The following is a 15,086-nucleotide window of genomic DNA, read 5'->3' on the forward strand; positions in this document are numbered from 1 at the left end:
ATCCGCGGCAGCGAGACCACCCAGGGCATCATGAAGGACGTCATCATCGCCATGCTGCCCGCCCTGATCTACGCCTGCATCAACTTCGGCCTCCGGGCCCTGGCCCTCACCGCGGTGTCCGTGGCGGGCTGCGTGGCCTTCGAGTGGCTGTACCGCAAGGTGATGAAGCAGCCCCAGTCCGTCCAGGACCTCTCCGCTGTCGTCACCGGCATGCTGCTGGCCTTCGTCAGCCCCGTGCAGATCCCCTATTGGATGATCTTGATCGGCGACTGCTTCGCCATCGTCATCGTCAAGCAGCTCTTCGGCGGCATCGGCAAGAACTTCGTCAACCCCGCCCTGGCGGGCCGCGCCGTCCTGCTGGCCAGCTACGCCGGGAGCATGACCTCCTGGGTCGACCCCGCCGTGAACAAGGCGGCCGTCCTCGGGTCCAACGTGGACATCGTCACCGCCGCCACCCCGCTGGCCTACATGAAGGGTACCGACCCCGCCGCCCTGGCGGCGAGCTTCGCGGAGCTGACGGGCACCTACGGCGTGGGCCAGATGTTCATGGGCCAGATCGGCGGCTCCCTGGGCGAGGTCTCCTCCCTGATGCTCATCATCGGCGGGGTGTACCTCATCGCCCGGAAGGTCATCAACTGGCATACCCCCGTGGCCTACATCGGCACCGTGGCCGTCCTGACCTTCCTGTTCCCCAAGGCCGGGACCAGCATGGAGTGGATGCTGTACAGCATCTTCGGCGGCGGGCTGATGCTGGGCGCGTTCTTCATGGCCACCGACTATGCCACCTCCCCCGTCACCAAGAAGGGCCAGCTGATCTTCGGCGTGGGCTGCGGGTTGTTCACCGTGCTGATCCGCTACTTCGGGTCCTATAACGAGGGCGTGTGCTACTCCATCATGGTCATGAACCTCTTCGTGGCCCTCATCGACAAATACACCAAGCCCGTGCGCTTCGGCGTCGTGAAGAAGGAGGAGAGCGGGAAATGAGCAAGGAAAAAGTCCAGATGGACCCCGCGTACATCATCAAATTGACCGTCACGCTGTTCCTCACCTGCGTGATCGTAGCGGCGGCCCTGGGCGGCGTCAACGCCGTCACCGAGGAAAAGATCGACGCGATCAACTGGGAGAACACCGTCACGGCCATGAAGGCCGTGGTGGCCGACCCGGACAACACCACCTTCTCCGACGCGCTGCCCCTCACCGACGAGATGACCGCCGCCTCCGGCAGCGTCACCCTGGACTCCGTCTATGAGGCCCAGGCGGGCGGCTCCACCGCGGGCTACGCCATCAAGGTGGTCGCCAGCGGCTCCCAGGGCAAGATCGAGATGATGGTGGGCGTGGACGCCGAGGGCGTGGTCACCGGCGTGTCCATCGTCAAGAACTCCGAGACCTCCGGCATCGGCTCCAAGGTCATGACCAACATGCCCACCGCCAGCGGCGTCGGCGTGCTGAGCCAGTTCGAGGGCAAGAGCGCCGACGACGGTGTGCTGACCGTGGGCGCGAACGTGGACGCCATCTCCGGCGCCACGGTCTCCACCCGGGGCGTGACCAACGGCGTCAACGCTGCGCTGGCCGTGGCCGGCGTGCTGGGCTGAGGAAGGAGGAGTTGGATCATGAATTTCGGTAAACAGTTGAAAGAGGGCCTGATCACCCAGAACCCCGTCCTGGTCCAGGTGCTGGGCATGTGCTCCACCATGGCGATCACGACCTCCATCATGAACGGTCTGGGCATGGGCGTGTCCGTGCTCATCATCCTGACGGCCTCCAACGTCGTCATCTCCGCCATCCGCAAGATCGTCCCCGACAAGATCCGCATCGCCATGTTCATCGTGGTCATCGCGGGCTTCGTCACCTGCGTGGACCTGCTCCTGCAGGCGTTCGTCCCGGCCATCGCCGCGTCCCTGGGCGTGTTCATCCCGCTGATCGTGGTGAACTGCATCATCCTGGGCCGGGCGGAGTCCTTCTCCTATAAGAACGGCGTCGCCGCCTCCTTCGTGGACGGCATCTGCCAGGGCCTGGGCTATACCGCCGTGCTGCTGGTGATGTGCTTCATCCGCGAGCTGCTGGGCGCGGGCACGCTGGCCGGCTTCCGTATCATCCCCGAACAGTTCCCCATCGGCGTGCTGACGCTGCCGGTGGGCGGTTTCCTGGTGCTTGGCTTCCTGATCGCGGCCATGCAGTGGGCGCTGTCCAAGTCGAAGGAGGGCAAGTAAATGGATCAGATCTCGAATCTCCTGGCGATCACGCTGGGCGCTATCTTAGCGAACAACTTCATCTTCTCCCAGTTCCTGGGCATCTGCCCCTTCCTGGGCGTGTCCAAGAAGGTGGACACCGCCGTGGGCATGGGCATCGCCGTGACCTTCGTCATGGGCCTGGCCTCCGCCATCACCTGGGTGGTCAACGAGTTCATCCTGGTGAAGTTCGACCTGATGTACATGCAGACCGTGGCCTTCATCCTGGTCATCGCGGCCCTGGTCCAGTTCATCGAGATGTTCCTCCAGAAGTCCATGCCCTCCCTGTATACGGCCCTGGGCGTGTACCTGCCCCTGATCACCACCAACTGCGCGGTGCTGGGCGTGGCGCTGCTGAACATCCAGGAGAGCTATAACTTCATCGAGTCCGTGGTCTACGGCATCACCGGCGGCATCGGCTTCCTGGTGGCCATCGTGCTCTTCGCCAGCATCCGGGAGCGCCTGGTCTTCGCCGAGTATCCCAAGAGCTTCGAGGGCTTCCCCATCGCCCTCGTCACTGCCGGACTCATGGCCCTGGCGTTCATGGGCTTCTCCGGCCTGAAGATTTGGTAAGGGGGGCAGTGAAATGGGAATGAACATCATCGCCGCCGTCGCCGTCCTGGGCATCCTGGGCGCGGTGTTCGGCCTGATCCTGGCCGTCGCCTCCAAGATCTTCGAGGTGAAGAAGGATCCCCGTGAGGAAGCCATCCTGAGCCATCTGGCCGGCGCCAACTGCGGCGGCTGCGGCTTCCCCGGCTGCGGCGGCTGTGCCGCCGCCATCCTGGCGGGCGACGCGCCCGTCACCGCCTGCGCCCCCGCGGGGGCGGAGAACGCCGCCGCCATCGCCGAGATCATGGGGCTGGCGGCCCCTACCGGCGAGCGGCAGGTGGCCTTCGTCCGCTGCACCGGCGGCGTCAACGCCAAGAAGCGGTATGACTACGTGGGCGTGAAGGACTGCATCTCCGCCACGAAGGTGGCCGGCGGTCCCCTGGAGTGCGCGTTCGGCTGCCTGGGCTTCGGGTCCTGCGTGGCGGCGTGCCAGTTCGGCGCCATGTCCATCGGCCCCGGCGGCACCGCCGTGGTGGATCCGGACAAGTGCACCGCCTGCATGGCCTGCGCCAGCGCCTGCCCCCGGCACCTGATCGTCTCCGTCCCCGCCTCCAAGAAGGTCCATGTGGGCTGCGCCAACCGGGACAAGGGCAAGGCCGCCATGAGCGTGTGCTCCAGCTCCTGCATCGGCTGCGGGCTGTGCCAGAAGGAGTGCAAGAAGGACGCGATCCATGTGGAGGACGGCGTGGCCGTCATCGACTACGACAAGTGCGTGGGCTGCAAGCTGTGCACCAAGGTCTGCCCGCGCGACGCGATCCTCCCCGCGGCGACTGCCGAGGAGAAGGAGAAATACAAGGCCATCAAGAAAGCCCAGGCCGAGAAGGCCAAGGCCGCCGCCGAGGCCAAGGCGGCGGAGCCCGCTGGGAAATGATCCTTCCTTAGAAAGTGCCCCGGACCTCGGTCCGGGGCACGTCCGCTGTCGAAAGACGCGGGAGACAGAAGGGACGGGAAGGACGGGTGTGTGCGGGAGACCCAGGAGGGGTCTCCTGCACCATTCAAAATATGAAGTTTTCAGGACTTTCAAAGTCCTGAAAACTTGCTCAGCCTGCCGAAAAGATCTTTTCGGCAGGCTGAGTGCCCCGGACTTCGGTCCGGGGCACTTCCCTCTTGCTTTTTCCCGGCAGATGCTGTATGATAAGGGCAACGGCCCACCCTGCGGGGGAGGGCGGACAGGCAGAGTAGGGACGCGCGTGTAGAAGTGCCGGGGAGACGGGGAGTTGCTTTCCGGACGAAGGGGGGATGCCCTCCCGCAGTGCGTGTCCCGCATCCCGCTGCCGCATATGGGGACGAGTCTCCTTCGTGCGGCATGACTGCCGTATCGAAGGAGGTTTTTTTATGTTCAGGACCGATGTCAAAAGGATGTGCTACACCGCTTTGCTGGCGGCCATGTATGTGCCGCTGTCGCTTTACGTGGTGGTGCAGGCGGGGAACGTGCGGATCTCCTTCGGCTCACTGCCGGTGGTGATCGGGGCGCTGCTCTTCGGGCCGCTGGACGCGGCAGCGGCGGCGCTGGTGGGGGAGTTCTTCAAGCAGCTCCTGACCTACGGCGTCACCTATACCACGGTGCTGTACCTGATCCCCCCGGCGGTCCGGGGACTGGTCATCGGCATGGCGGCGATGCTGGCCCGGCAGAGGGGCGCGCGGCTGGAGGAGCGGCGTGCGGCGTGCTATGCCGTCTGCGTCGCGGCGGCGGTCTGCACCACGGTCGGCAACACCCTGGTGAACTGGCTGGACAGCGTGCTGATGGGCTACTACTTCCCCGGTTTGATCGCAGGCGATCTGATCTGGCGGCTCATCGTGGGCATGCTCAACGCCGTGGTCATGGCCTCCCTGGCCATCCCCCTGGTGAAGGCCCTGCGGAGGCGGGACGCCGTCCCCGGCCTGTAAAGGAGGGGCGGCATGACGGGAGGAGAGGCCATCGCCTATATCTGGTCCCACGGCTGGCAGGGCCGCGCCCCGGGGCTGAGCCGCATCCGGGAGCTGCTCCGCCGCCTGGGGGACCCTCAGGAGGAGCTGACGTTCCTCCACGTGGCAGGCACCAACGGCAAGGGGAGCGTCTGCGCGTGCCTGGCCTCCGTGCTGGAGGCGGCGGGGCACCGGGTGGGGCTCAGCACCTCGCCGCACCTGGAGCGCTTCCATGAGCGCATCCGGGTGGACGGAGCGGAGATCTCGGATGAGGCCCTGGGGGCGGTGATGGACCAGATCCGTCCCGCGGCGGAGTCCATGGAGGACCACCCCACGGAGTTCGAGCTGATCACCGCCGCCGCGTTCCTCCACTTCCGGCAGGAGCGCTGCGGCATCGTCGTGCTGGAGACCGGCCTGGGCGGGGCGCTGGACGCCTCCAACGTCATCGATGTCCCCGAGCTGGCGGTGCTCACCGCCATGGGGATGGACCACGCGGCCCTGCTGGGCCCTGCCCTGGGGGACATCGCCGCCGCCAAGGCGGGGATCGTCAAGCCCGGCGGGGACGTGGTCAGCCGGGGCGGCTGCCCCGAGGCGGACGAGGTCTTCCGCCGCGTCTGCCGGGAGCGGGGCGCGGCGCTGACCGAGCTGGACCTCTCCCGCCTGGAGATCCGCGGGCTGGATTTGGAGGGGACGGCCTTCGACTTCGCCCCCTGGGAGGGCCTGACGGTCCCCCTGGCGGGGACCTATCAGGCGGAGAACGCCGCCCTGGCCCTGACGGCGCTGGAGCGTCTGCGGGAGAAAGGCTGGCGCATCCCCGAGGAGGCGGTCCGCCGGGGCCTGGCCGCGGTCCGCTGGCCGGGACGGCTGGAGGTCCTGGGGCGGGATCCGGCCTTCCTCCTGGACGGGGCCCACAACGCCCACGGGATGCGGGCCGTGACGGAGGGCCTGCGGGCCTTCTTCCCTGGGAGGCGGCTGGTGTTCCTCCTGGGCGTCCTGGCGGACAAGGACGCCGGAGAGATGCTGGACCTGCTGGCCCCCCTGGCGGAGCAGGTGTTCGTCCTCCGCCCGGACAGCCCCCGGGCCCTGGAGCCGGCGGCGCTCTGCGCCCAGTTGGCGGCCCGGGGCGTGAGTGCCCGGCCCTGCGAGTGCGTGGAGGAGGGGATCGCCGCGGCCCTGGAGGCGGCGGGGGAGGGCGGCGCGGTCTGCGCCCTGGGGTCGCTGTACCTCTGCGGCGAGATCCGGACCGCCTGGCGCAAAAATCACAGAAAAGCCGGCGGGCGGCTTGACAAGGCGGGCGGTTGCCTTTATGATAGGGAAGAATCCATGCCGGAGGCAGGCGCGGACCGCCCGTCTCAGCATGATATCGTTTGCCGGGGACGGGAGGGGACGCGAGATGGAGACCATCACCAGTAAGAGCAATCCCCTCTGCGTCCACCTGCGGAAGCTGGCGTCCTCCCGTTCCTATCGTGAGGAAACGGGAGAATTTTTGTGCGACAGCCCCAAGCTCCTCCGGGAGGCGGCGCTGTGGGGGGCGGATCTCCGCGCCCTGATCTGCACCGAAGGGGCGGAGCTGCCCCCCATCCCCGGAGCGGTCCGGGCGGTCCGGGTCAGCGAGAGCGTCATGCGCTCCGTCAGCCCTATGGAGGCCCCCCAGGGGGTCGTCTTCTCCTGCGCTTTTCGGGAGGACGGCCCGCCGGAGCGGCTGGAGCCGGACGCCCGGGGCCGTCTCCGCTTCCTGGTCCTGGACGGCGTCCAGGACCCCGGGAACGTGGGCACCATCCTCCGGACGGCGGACGCCTTCGGCACGACGGCGATCCTGCTCCCCGGGTGCGCGGACGTCTACAGCCCCAAGACCCTCCGGGCGGGGATGGGGGTCCAGTTCCGCCGGAGGGCCTACCGCTGCGGCCTCTCGGACCTGCTGGCCCTTTTGGAGGCGGCGGGCCTGCCCCTTTACGGCGCGGCCCTGCGGGAGGACACCGCGGACGTACGCGCGGTGGACCTGCGCCGCTGTGCCGTCGCGGTGGGCAGCGAGGGCCGGGGCCTCTCGCCGGAGGTGCTGGCGGCCTGCGATCGGACCATCCGCATCCCCATGGAGGCGGGCTGTGAGTCCCTGAACGCGGCCTCCGCCGCGTCGGTGCTCTTGTGGGAGGCGGCGCGGGCAGATCTGTGAACTTTTTGAAACAGTACTTGCGATCGGGCTTTATTTAATATAGTATAGAGGACCTTGGGAAGGGGAGAGAGGATCGTGCTGAAATATTGGCTGTGGCTCGCGGAGCTCCCGGGGATGGACCGTCCGTCGCGTTTGGCCCTCCTGCGGCATTTCGGTTCGCCGGAGGAGATCTTCTTCGCCGACCGGGAGGAGCTGCTTTTGGCCGAGGGCGTGTCCCAGGCGCAGGCGGAGCTGGCGCTGGACCGGGACCTCTCCGCGGCGGAGCGCATCCTGGCGGACTGCCAGCGGCTGGGGATCCGCGTCATGACCATCCAGGACGCGGAGTACCCCGACCGGCTGAAGAACATCTTCGATCCGCCCATCGTACTGTATATCAAGGGCCGTATGCCCGCCATCGACGAGGAGGCCGCCATCGCCGTGGTGGGCACGCGGGATTGCTCGCCCTACGGCACCGCCAGCGCGGAGCGGCTGAGCCAGGAGCTGGCATCCGGCGGCGCGGTGGTCGTGACGGGCCTGGCCAAGGGCGTGGACGCCGCTGCGGCCAGGGGCGCGCTCCGGGCCGGGGGCGTCGTGGTCGGCGTGGTGGGCAACGGACTGGACGTCCGCTATCCTTATGAGAGCCGGGACCTCTATGACGATGTCTCCGCCGCCGGGGCCCTGCTCTCCGAATATCCGCCGGGGGCCAAGGCGGAGCGGCACCACTTCCCCGCCCGGAACCGGATCATGTCCGGCCTGAGCGTGGCGGTGCTGGTGGTGGAGGCCCCGGGACGCAGCGGCGCGCTGATCACCGCCGGCCTCGCCCTGGACCAGGGGCGGGAGGTCTACGCGGTCCCCGGTCCCATCGGCGCGCCCGCCAGCGTGGGCTGCAACGACTTGATCCGGGACGGCGCAGGCGTGGCGGCCAGCGGCTGGGACATCCTGCGGGACTACGCGGAGCGGTTCCCGGACAAGCTGCGCCCCGGGCGGCCTCCCCGGGGGCCCCTGCCTGCCCGGCCGCGGCGCTCCGCGCCGAAGGCCCCGCCGCCGGCGGGGCCCGGACCTGTGCCGCCGCCGGGGCCCGCGCCGGAGCCGCCGGCCCTGCCCGTCATCGGCCCGGAGGGCCTGACGGACGACCAGATTGCCCTCCTGCGGGCGATGGGGACGGAGGGGCCGGTCCAGGTGGACGACCTGATCCAGGCCACCGGCATCCCTGCCCGGCGGGTGTCTTCGGCGCTGACCGTGCTGGAGATCGACGGGCACGTCCGCCAGCACAGCGGGAAACGGTACACCAGGACCGTGGCCCTTCCAGAGTAACGCACCCTCCCGCGGGGCGGGAGACACACGGAGGTAACTATGGCAAAGCAGTATTTGGTCATCGTGGAATCCCCGGCGAAGGCCAAGACCATCGGGAAATACCTGGGGAAGGAATACACGGTCAAGGCCTGCATGGGCCACCTGCGGGACCTGCCCAAGAGCAAGCTGGGCGTGGATCCGAAGCAGGATTTCGAGCCGGTCTATCAGCCCATCAAGGGCAAGGAAGATATCATCAAGGACCTGAAAAAGTCCGCCAAGGCGGCGGACACCGTCTACCTCGCCACCGACCCGGACCGGGAGGGCGAGGCCATCTCCTGGCATTTGAAGCACCTGCTGGACCTCCCGGACGAGAAGGCGAAGCGGGTGACCTTCAACGAGATCACCAAGAAGGTGGTCCGGGAGAGCATCCAGGCCCCGCGGGCCATCGACCAGAACCTGGTGGACGCCCAGCAGGCCCGGCGCATCCTGGACCGCCTGGTGGGCTATGAGCTGAGCCCCCTGCTGTGGAAGAAGATCCGCCGGGGCCTCTCCGCCGGGCGGGTCCAGTCCGTGGCCACCCGGATGGTGGACGACCGGGAACGGGAGATCGAGGCGTTCCAGCCGGAGGAGTACTGGACCCTGGACGCGGACCTCCTGGGCCGGAACAAGCCCTTCACCGCCCGCTACCACGGCCGGGACGGCCGGAAGGCCGAGCTGAAGTCCCAGGCCGAGGTGGACGCCGTGGTCCGGGAGACGGAAAACGCCGCCTTCGCCGTCAAGGCCGTGAAGCGGACCGACAAGCAGCGCAGTCCCTCGCCCCCCTTCACCACGTCCACCATGCAGCAGGAGGCGTCCCGGAAGCTCAGCATGACCCCCCGCCGGACCATGGCCATCGCCCAGCAGCTCTACGAGGGCGTGGACATCGCCGGGGAGGGCACCGTGGGCCTCATCACCTATATGCGTACCGACTCCCTGCGCCTGAGCGAGGAGGCCCTGGCGGACGCCAGGGAGTTCATCCTGGGCCGCTACGGCGAGCCCTATGCCCAGACCCACCGCTACAAGGCCAAGGCGGGCGCCCAGGACGCCCACGAGGCCATCCGCCCCAGCAACGTCCGCTGGGCCCCGGAGGACCTGAAGGCGGACCTCACCGGGGAGCAGTACCGGCTGTACCGCCTGATCTGGAGCCGCTTCGTGGCCTGCCAGATGTCCAACGCGGTCTATGACAGCGTGGCGGTGGAGATCCAGGCGGGCCGGCACGACTTCCGGGCCAGCTCCTCCAGCCTGAAATTCGCGGGCTACACCGCCGTCTACGAGGAGGGCAAGGACGAGGAGAAGGAGGAGAAAGGCTCCCCCCTGCCGGAGCTCCAGGAGGGCGACGGCCTGGCCCTCCAGGGCTTCGCGCCCAGCCAGCACTTCACCCAGCCCCCCGCCCGGTATACCGACGCCTCCCTCATCCGCGCCATGGAGGAGCAGGGCATCGGACGGCCCTCCACCTACGCGCCCACGGTGTCCACGATCCTGGACCGGGACTACGTGGAGAAAGAGGGCAAGTACCTGAAGATCACCAACCTGGGCCGGGTGGTGACGGAGCTGATGAAGGACAAATTCACCGACATCGCGGACCTCCAGTTCACCGCCCACATGGAGGAGAAGCTGGACTCCGTGGAGGGCGGCAGCACCCCCTGGAAGGGCGTGCTGCGGGATTTCTACGGCAGCTTCGACAAGGACCTCAAACAGGCGGAGCAGGACCTGGAGGGCGTGCGCATCAAGGTGCCCGACGAGGTCTCCGCCGAGGTCTGCCCCGAGTGCGGACGGAACCTGGTGGTCAAATCGGGCCGGTTCGGCCGGTTCCTGGCCTGTCCGGGCTTCCCGGACTGCACCTTCACGATGCCGCTGGTGGTGGAGATGCCGGGGCGGTGCCCCAAGTGCGGCGGGCGGCTGATGAAGCGCACCGGCAAGAGCAAAAAGAACGGGAAGCAGTACACCTACTACTGCTGCGAGCACCTGACCAGCAAGATCGAGGCCGAGAAGTGCGACTTCATGACCTGGGACGTGCCGGTGCAGGACGACTGCCCCGTCTGCGGGCACACCCTGTTCAAAAAGGCGGGCCGGGGGGCCAGGAAGCCCTTCTGCATCAACGCGGCATGTCCCAACTTCCTGCCGGAGGACAAACGGGGCTATCCCCGTTTCGCCGCCAAGAAGACGGAAGGGGAGGCGGGCCCCGCCCCGGCCGGGGAGGAGGCCGCGAACGCAGCCCCGGCGAAGGAGACGGCGGCGAAGGGCACGGAGACCGCCGCCAAAAAGACCGCCCCGGCGAAAAAGACCGGGTCGAAGGGCACGAAAGCCGCTCCGGCGAAAAAGACGGCATCGAAGGGCACGAAGGCCGCCGCCAAAAAGACCACAGCGGCGAAGAAGACGGCCGCCCGGAAGACCGCCGAAAAGGCGGAGGCGGAGGGCTAAGCCAGCTCCCGCGCGGCGGCGTACGCGGCCTGGAACATGGCCTCGAGCTCCACGAGGGAACGGGCGCGGGCGATCAGGGCGTAACGCTCGAAGATCGTCCGGCAGTGCTCGGGCAGGACGGCGGAGAGGGCATTGTAAAGCTGCTCGAGTTCCTCATCGTAGGTGTCCCGCACGAAGCCGTCTATGTAGGGATCGAGGCCGTATCCGCAGAGTTCTTCAAAGATGGTCTGCATGAGTGGTGTCATAAAATCGCTCCATTCTGCAACTGAGTTGCATAATATTATATATGCAACTCAGTTGCTTGTCAAGAGGGGATCATGAAAATTTTTGCTCAGCGCCTAAAAGGATTGCGAAAAGAGAAGAAGCGGACCCAGACGCAGATGGCGGAACATCTGCAATGCAGTCTGCGGGCCTATCAGTACTATGAGTCGGCGACGCATTATCCTGAGATCCCCGACTTGATGAAGCTGGCGGATTTTTTCGGCGTGTCCACCGACTACTTGTTAGGCCGCACAGAGGAGCGATAGGGAGGCCCAAAGGAGGGCCCCTAAAGCAGGCCCGAAGGGCCCATAGTTCCTTTTCTCTTTTGGACCGTGCACGGCCCGTTTTCTCTTTTCCTTCCGGAAGGAAAAGAGAAAATGGGGGGTGCGAAAGGACCAGCCATCCCCATGGCTGCCACCCCCCTCCGCCCGGGAGGGCGGAGAAAAGACCCCCACCGGAGGTGCAACGATGGAAGTGACCGTGATCGGCGCCGGCCTGGCCGGCAGCGAATGCGCCTGGCAGCTCGCCCAGCGAGGCGTCCGGGTGACCCTTCGGGAGATGAAGCCCGAAAAAAGGACCCCCGCCCATACGACGGACCAGTTCGCGGAGCTGTGCTGCTCCAACTCCCTGCGGAGCGACCAGCTGGAGAACGCCGTGGGCCTTTTGAAAGAGGAGCTGCGGCGGATGGGCTCCCTGATCCTCTCCTGCGCCGACGCGACCCGCGTCGAGGCGGGCGGGGCCCTGGCGGTGGACCGCCACGGCTTCGCCCGGCTGGTGACGGAGCGGCTGAGAGAGCACCCCGGCGTCACCGTCGTCCCCGGCGAGGTGACGGACCTCCCCGCGGGCGAGGTCGTCGTGGCCTCCGGCCCCCTGACCTCCGACGCCCTGGCGGAGCGGCTGCAGGCCCTGCTGGGGGAGGACAGCGCCCTGCACTTCTACGACGCGGCGGCCCCCCTGGTCTCCGCGGAGAGCGTCGACATGGACAAAGCCTGGATGGGCTCCCGCTATGACCGGGGCACGGCGGACTATGTGAACTGCCCCATGGACGAGGAGGAGTACGACGCCTTCTGGCGGGCCCTGACCACCGCCCAGGAGGCGGAGGTCCACGGCTTCGAGGACAGGAAGGTCTTCGAGGGCTGTATGCCCGTGGAGGTCATGGCCCGGCGGGGCCGGGAGACGTTGTGCTACGGCCCGCTGAAGCCCCGGGGGCTGGCAGATCCCCGGACGGGGAGGGAGCCCTATGCCGTGGTCCAGCTCCGGCGGGACGACCGGGAGGGCAGCGTCTACAACCTGGTGGGCTTCCAGACCCACCTGCGCTTCCCGGAGCAGCGCCGGGTCTTCTCCATGATCCCCGCCCTCCACGACGCGGAGTTCCTGCGCTACGGCGTGATGCACCGGAACACGTTCTTGGACTCGCCCAGGCTGCTGGACCGCTATTACCGCCTGCTGTCGGATCCCAGGATCTCCTTCGCCGGGCAGATGACCGGCGTGGAGGGGTATGTGGAATCCGCGGCCAGCGGCTTCCTGGTGGGCGTGGAGACCGCCCGGAGGCTCCGGGGGATGCCCCCGGTGGACTTCCCCCGGGAGACCGCCATGGGGGCCCTGGCGCTGTACATCTCCGACCGCTCCGTCACGGCGTTCCAGCCGATGAACATCAACTTCGGCATCATGCCGCCGCTGGGCCGCCGCGTCCGGGGGAAGCGGGAGAAGAACGCGGAGCTGTCCCGGCGGTCCCTGGCGATCGTTGACGGGCTGCGGGAGGATGTGCTACAATAAAGAGACGAAGAGCGCGCGCACAAAGGGAGGGTTCGGTATGAAGATCATCGTGGACGCCATGGGCGGCGACAACGCCCCTCTGGCCGTCGTCCAGGGGGCGCTGGAGGCCCATGAGCAGTACGGCACGGACGTGATCCTGGTGGGGAGGACGGCGGAGGTCCTGCGGGCCGTGGAGGCCGCCGGGGGGAAGACCCTGCCCGCGGGCGTGGAGATCCGGGACGCGTCGGAGGTGGTCGAGATCTCCGACGACCCCGCCACGGCCTTCAAGCGGAAGAAGGACTCCTCCCTGACGGTGGGCCTGCGGATGCTCCGGGACGGCGAGGGGGACGCCTTCGTCTCCGCCGGGTCCACGGGGGCCCTGCTGGCCGGGGCGACCCTGGTGGTCAAGCGCATCCGGGGCATCCGCCGGGCGGCGATGGGGCCGGTGCTCCCCACGGCGGAGGGGCGGATGCTCCTTTGCGACTGCGGGGCGAACGCCGAGTGCACGCCGGAGTACCTGCTCCAGTTCGCGTACCTGGGGAACTATTACGCCAAGCGCCTCCTGGGCGTGGAGCGGCCCCGGGTGGCCCTGCTGAACATCGGCGCCGAGGCGGAGAAGGGCGACCCCCTCCGCCGGGAGGCCCACGCCCTGCTGACGGAGGCGGCGGAGGCCGGGCGCATCCGCTTCGTGGGCAACCTGGAGGCCGGGGACGCCATGCTGGGCGGGGCGGACGTGCTGGTGACGGACGGCTTCACGGGGAACGTGATGCTGAAGTCCCTGGAGGGGACCGGCAGGTTTTTGCTGAAGAGCCTGAAGGAGATGTTCCTCTCCAGTACGAAGACGAAGATCGCGGCGGGTCTGGTGAAGAAGGACCTGGCGGGGATGAAGGCGCTGCTGGACCCCAGCGAGGTGGGCGGCACGCCCTTCCTGGGGATCTCCAAGCCGGTGATCAAGGCCCACGGCTCCTCGGACGCACGGGCCATCCGCAACGCGGTCTTCCGGGCGGAGGAGTACGCGGCCAGCGGCTTCATCGCGGACATCGAGGCCAACATCGAGGCGATGAGAGTCAGCGGAAATGGGCAGAAATTGCCGGATGCCCCTTGACAGCACTAAGGCTCTTGCCGTATATTAGCTTCAAGAGAGACCGATGCGCTGCATCAGCGGAACGTTAGTTAAGGAGTGAGACGGCAATGTCAAACGAAGAGATCCTGAAAGTACTGCGGGAGCTCGTGGCGGAGCAGTTCGCCAAGGAGCCGGAGGACATCACGATGGATACCGCCTTCGAGGGCGATCTGGGCGCGGATTCCGTGGACCTGGTGGAACTGGTCATGGCCATGGAAGAGGAGTTCGAGGTCGGCGAGATCGAGGAAGAGGAGCTCTCCGCCCTGAAGACCGTGGGCGACGCGGTGAACTACCTGGCCAATAAGCTGAATAAGTGATCAGGCTGCCCCGTGCTCTCACGGGGCGTCCTTTTGGAAAGGGCCTTTGTTATGCGGGAACTGGAGAAAAAACTGAATTATGTCTTCCGGGACAAGTCGCTTTTAGAGGAGGCCCTGTGTCACAGCTCCTACGCCAACGAGCACCGGGCCGAGCGGCTTTCCAGCAACGAGCGGCTGGAGTTCCTGGGGGACTCCGTGCTGGGCTTCGTGACGGCGGAGTTCCTCTTCACCCAGCATCCGGACCTGCCGGAGGGGGACCTGACCCGCATCCGGGCGGCCCTGGTGTGTGAACAGAGCCTCTATGAGGTGGCGGGGAAGCTGGACCTGGGGGCCTACCTGTGCCTGGGCCGGGGAGAGGAGTCCGGCGGGGGCCGGAGGCGGACGTCCATCTTGGCGGACGCCACGGAGGCCGTCTTCGCCGCGGTGTACCTGGACGGGGGCATCGGGGCCGCCTCGGCGCTGATCCACCGCTGCCTGCTGGAAGCGGAGCGGGAAGAGGTGGTGGAGGAGCGCCGCCGGGACTATAAGACGGCCCTCCAGGAGCTGGTCCAGCGGCAGGCGGACCAGGTGCTGACCTACCGCATGGTGGGGGAGCGGGGCCCGGACCACGCCAAGACCTTCGCCGCGGAGGTGCTTTTGAACGGGGAGCCGATCGGCTCCGGTTCCGGCCACAGCAAGAAAGAAGCCGAGCAGGCCGCCGCGAAGAGCGCCCTGGGGAGGCTGGACGGATGAAGGAGATCCCCGGCGGAGGTATCCGCCGGGGATCTCTTTTCGAAAAAGCAGCGAGGACTGCGTCGGCGGGGAGGGGGAGGCTGCGAGAGGGGCCCAGGAGGGGCCCCTCTCGTTTTCGATCATAAGGTCCCAGGACTTTTTTGAAGGTCCTGAAAACTTGCGCAGGCTGTCAAAAAAGTCTTCTCGGCAGCCTGCGATCCCCGGCGGAGGTATCCGCTGGGGATCATCCCTTCGAAAAAATACGCTCTGTTATG

General features: G+C 67.4%; 16 protein-coding genes and 1 riboswitch. Of the genes, 15 read left to right on the plus strand and 1 reads right to left on the minus strand.

Annotated elements, in window-relative coordinates; genetic code table 11:
- The 10 genes from QZ332_RS08710 to topA all read left to right on the plus strand — a co-directional run.
- Positions 1 to 984, plus strand: a 984-nt coding sequence (locus tag QZ332_RS08710; protein WP_295764450.1) for an RnfABCDGE type electron transport complex subunit D, incomplete at its 5' end; no start/stop codon positions are given.
- Positions 981 to 1,592 carry an FMN-binding protein gene (locus QZ332_RS08715; RefSeq protein ID WP_295764451.1) on the plus strand — a complete coding sequence of 204 codons (612 nt, stop codon included), beginning with the start codon at positions 981 to 983 and terminating at the stop codon, positions 1,590 to 1,592. The genes QZ332_RS08710 and QZ332_RS08715, both read left to right, overlap by 4 nt.
- Before the next feature lie 18 nt (positions 1,593 to 1,610).
- Positions 1,611 to 2,210 (plus strand): electron transport complex subunit RsxE, encoded by a 600-nt coding sequence (gene rsxE / locus QZ332_RS08720; RefSeq protein ID WP_295764452.1) that lies wholly within the window; start codon positions 1,611 to 1,613, stop codon positions 2,208 to 2,210.
- 9 nt (positions 2,211 to 2,219) lie between these two features.
- On the plus strand, positions 2,220 to 2,801 hold the full coding sequence (gene rsxA, locus QZ332_RS08725; protein WP_295764477.1) for an electron transport complex subunit RsxA: 582 nt from the start codon (positions 2,220 to 2,222) through the stop codon (positions 2,799 to 2,801).
- Positions 2,802 to 2,814: 13 nt separating this feature from the next.
- Complete coding sequence (locus tag QZ332_RS08730) at positions 2,815 to 3,708, plus strand: RnfABCDGE type electron transport complex subunit B (RefSeq protein ID WP_295764453.1); 894 nt, start codon at positions 2,815 to 2,817, stop codon at positions 3,706 to 3,708.
- A 301-nt stretch (positions 3,709 to 4,009) separates the two neighbouring features.
- Positions 4,010 to 4,113: riboswitch (THF riboswitch) on the plus strand.
- A 59-nt stretch (positions 4,114 to 4,172) separates the two neighbouring features.
- Complete coding sequence (locus tag QZ332_RS08735; protein WP_295764454.1) at positions 4,173 to 4,724, plus strand: folate family ECF transporter S component; 552 nt, start codon at positions 4,173 to 4,175, stop codon at positions 4,722 to 4,724.
- 12 nt (positions 4,725 to 4,736) lie between these two features.
- Positions 4,737 to 6,155 (plus strand): folylpolyglutamate synthase/dihydrofolate synthase family protein, encoded by a 1,419-nt coding sequence (locus QZ332_RS08740; RefSeq protein ID WP_295764455.1) that lies wholly within the window; start codon positions 4,737 to 4,739, stop codon positions 6,153 to 6,155.
- Positions 6,136 to 6,912 (plus strand): RNA methyltransferase, encoded by a 777-nt coding sequence (locus tag QZ332_RS08745; RefSeq protein WP_295764456.1) that lies wholly within the window; start codon positions 6,136 to 6,138, stop codon positions 6,910 to 6,912. Before QZ332_RS08740 ends, QZ332_RS08745 begins: the two co-directional genes overlap by 20 nt.
- Positions 6,913 to 6,987: 75 nt before the next feature.
- The gene (dprA, locus tag QZ332_RS08750) at positions 6,988 to 8,205 is read left to right on the plus strand and encodes a DNA-processing protein DprA (protein WP_295764457.1); all 1,218 of its coding nucleotides are present in this window, start codon (positions 6,988 to 6,990) and stop codon (positions 8,203 to 8,205) included.
- A gap of 39 nt (positions 8,206 to 8,244) precedes the next feature.
- The gene (gene topA / locus QZ332_RS08755; protein ID WP_295764458.1) at positions 8,245 to 10,644 is read left to right on the plus strand and encodes a type I DNA topoisomerase; all 2,400 of its coding nucleotides are present in this window, start codon (positions 8,245 to 8,247) and stop codon (positions 10,642 to 10,644) included.
- Here the strand turns inward: topA and QZ332_RS08760 are convergent.
- Positions 10,641 to 10,889, minus strand: a complete 249-nt coding sequence (locus QZ332_RS08760; RefSeq protein ID WP_295764459.1) for a hypothetical protein — start codon at positions 10,887 to 10,889, stop codon at positions 10,641 to 10,643. The genes topA and QZ332_RS08760 overlap by 4 nt on opposite strands.
- A 72-nt stretch (positions 10,890 to 10,961) precedes the next feature.
- On the opposite strand from QZ332_RS08760, the gene QZ332_RS08765 reads away from it, so the two are divergent.
- From QZ332_RS08765 to rnc, 5 genes are all read left to right on the plus strand, one after another.
- Entirely contained in the window at positions 10,962 to 11,171 is a 210-nt protein-coding gene (locus tag QZ332_RS08765) for a helix-turn-helix domain-containing protein (protein WP_295764460.1), read from the plus strand.
- A 202-nt stretch (positions 11,172 to 11,373) separates the two neighbouring features.
- Positions 11,374 to 12,681, plus strand: coding sequence for a methylenetetrahydrofolate--tRNA-(uracil(54)-C(5))-methyltransferase (FADH(2)-oxidizing) TrmFO (gene trmFO, locus QZ332_RS08770; RefSeq protein WP_295764461.1), 1,308 nt, complete (start codon positions 11,374 to 11,376; stop codon positions 12,679 to 12,681).
- A 37-nt stretch (positions 12,682 to 12,718) separates the two neighbouring features.
- Positions 12,719 to 13,765 carry a phosphate acyltransferase PlsX gene (gene plsX, locus QZ332_RS08775; RefSeq protein ID WP_295764462.1) on the plus strand — a complete coding sequence of 349 codons (1,047 nt, stop codon included), beginning with the start codon at positions 12,719 to 12,721 and terminating at the stop codon, positions 13,763 to 13,765.
- A gap of 86 nt (positions 13,766 to 13,851) precedes the next feature.
- Positions 13,852 to 14,100 (plus strand): acyl carrier protein, encoded by a 249-nt coding sequence (acpP, locus tag QZ332_RS08780; protein ID WP_295764463.1) that lies wholly within the window; start codon positions 13,852 to 13,854, stop codon positions 14,098 to 14,100.
- Positions 14,101 to 14,151: 51 nt separating this feature from the next.
- Positions 14,152 to 14,832 (plus strand): ribonuclease III, encoded by a 681-nt coding sequence (gene rnc / locus QZ332_RS08785; protein ID WP_295764464.1) that lies wholly within the window; start codon positions 14,152 to 14,154, stop codon positions 14,830 to 14,832.
- The last annotated feature ends 254 nt before the right edge of the window (positions 14,833 to 15,086 follow it).

Origin of the sequence: uncultured Oscillibacter sp. (assembly GCF_910584465.1) — a bacterium.
Classification (GTDB): Bacteria; Bacillota; Clostridia; order Oscillospirales; family Oscillospiraceae; genus Oscillibacter.

What these genes read in the sequence shown, in the direction of transcription:
- QZ332_RS08715 (WP_295764451.1), top strand. Translation starts at nt 981, where the DNA reads ATGAGCAAGGAAAAAGTCCAGATGGACCCCGCGTACATCATCAAATTG.
- rsxE (WP_295764452.1), top strand. Translation starts at nt 1,611, where the DNA reads ATGAATTTCGGTAAACAGTTGAAAGAGGGCCTGATCACCCAGAACCCC.
- QZ332_RS08730 (WP_295764453.1), top strand. Translation starts at nt 2,815, where the DNA reads ATGGGAATGAACATCATCGCCGCCGTCGCCGTCCTGGGCATCCTGGGC.
- QZ332_RS08735 (WP_295764454.1), top strand. Translation starts at nt 4,173, where the DNA reads ATGTTCAGGACCGATGTCAAAAGGATGTGCTACACCGCTTTGCTGGCG.
- QZ332_RS08740 (WP_295764455.1), top strand. Translation starts at nt 4,737, where the DNA reads ATGACGGGAGGAGAGGCCATCGCCTATATCTGGTCCCACGGCTGGCAG.
- QZ332_RS08745 (WP_295764456.1), top strand. Translation starts at nt 6,136, where the DNA reads ATGGAGACCATCACCAGTAAGAGCAATCCCCTCTGCGTCCACCTGCGG.
- topA (WP_295764458.1), top strand. Translation starts at nt 8,245, where the DNA reads ATGGCAAAGCAGTATTTGGTCATCGTGGAATCCCCGGCGAAGGCCAAG.
- QZ332_RS08760 (WP_295764459.1), bottom strand. Translation starts at nt 10,889, where the DNA reads ATGACACCACTCATGCAGACCATCTTTGAAGAACTCTGCGGATACGGC.
- QZ332_RS08765 (WP_295764460.1), top strand. Translation starts at nt 10,962, where the DNA reads ATGAAAATTTTTGCTCAGCGCCTAAAAGGATTGCGAAAAGAGAAGAAG.
- trmFO (WP_295764461.1), top strand. Translation starts at nt 11,374, where the DNA reads ATGGAAGTGACCGTGATCGGCGCCGGCCTGGCCGGCAGCGAATGCGCC.
- plsX (WP_295764462.1), top strand. Translation starts at nt 12,719, where the DNA reads ATGAAGATCATCGTGGACGCCATGGGCGGCGACAACGCCCCTCTGGCC.
- acpP (WP_295764463.1), top strand. Translation starts at nt 13,852, where the DNA reads ATGTCAAACGAAGAGATCCTGAAAGTACTGCGGGAGCTCGTGGCGGAG.
- rnc (WP_295764464.1), top strand. Translation starts at nt 14,152, where the DNA reads ATGCGGGAACTGGAGAAAAAACTGAATTATGTCTTCCGGGACAAGTCG.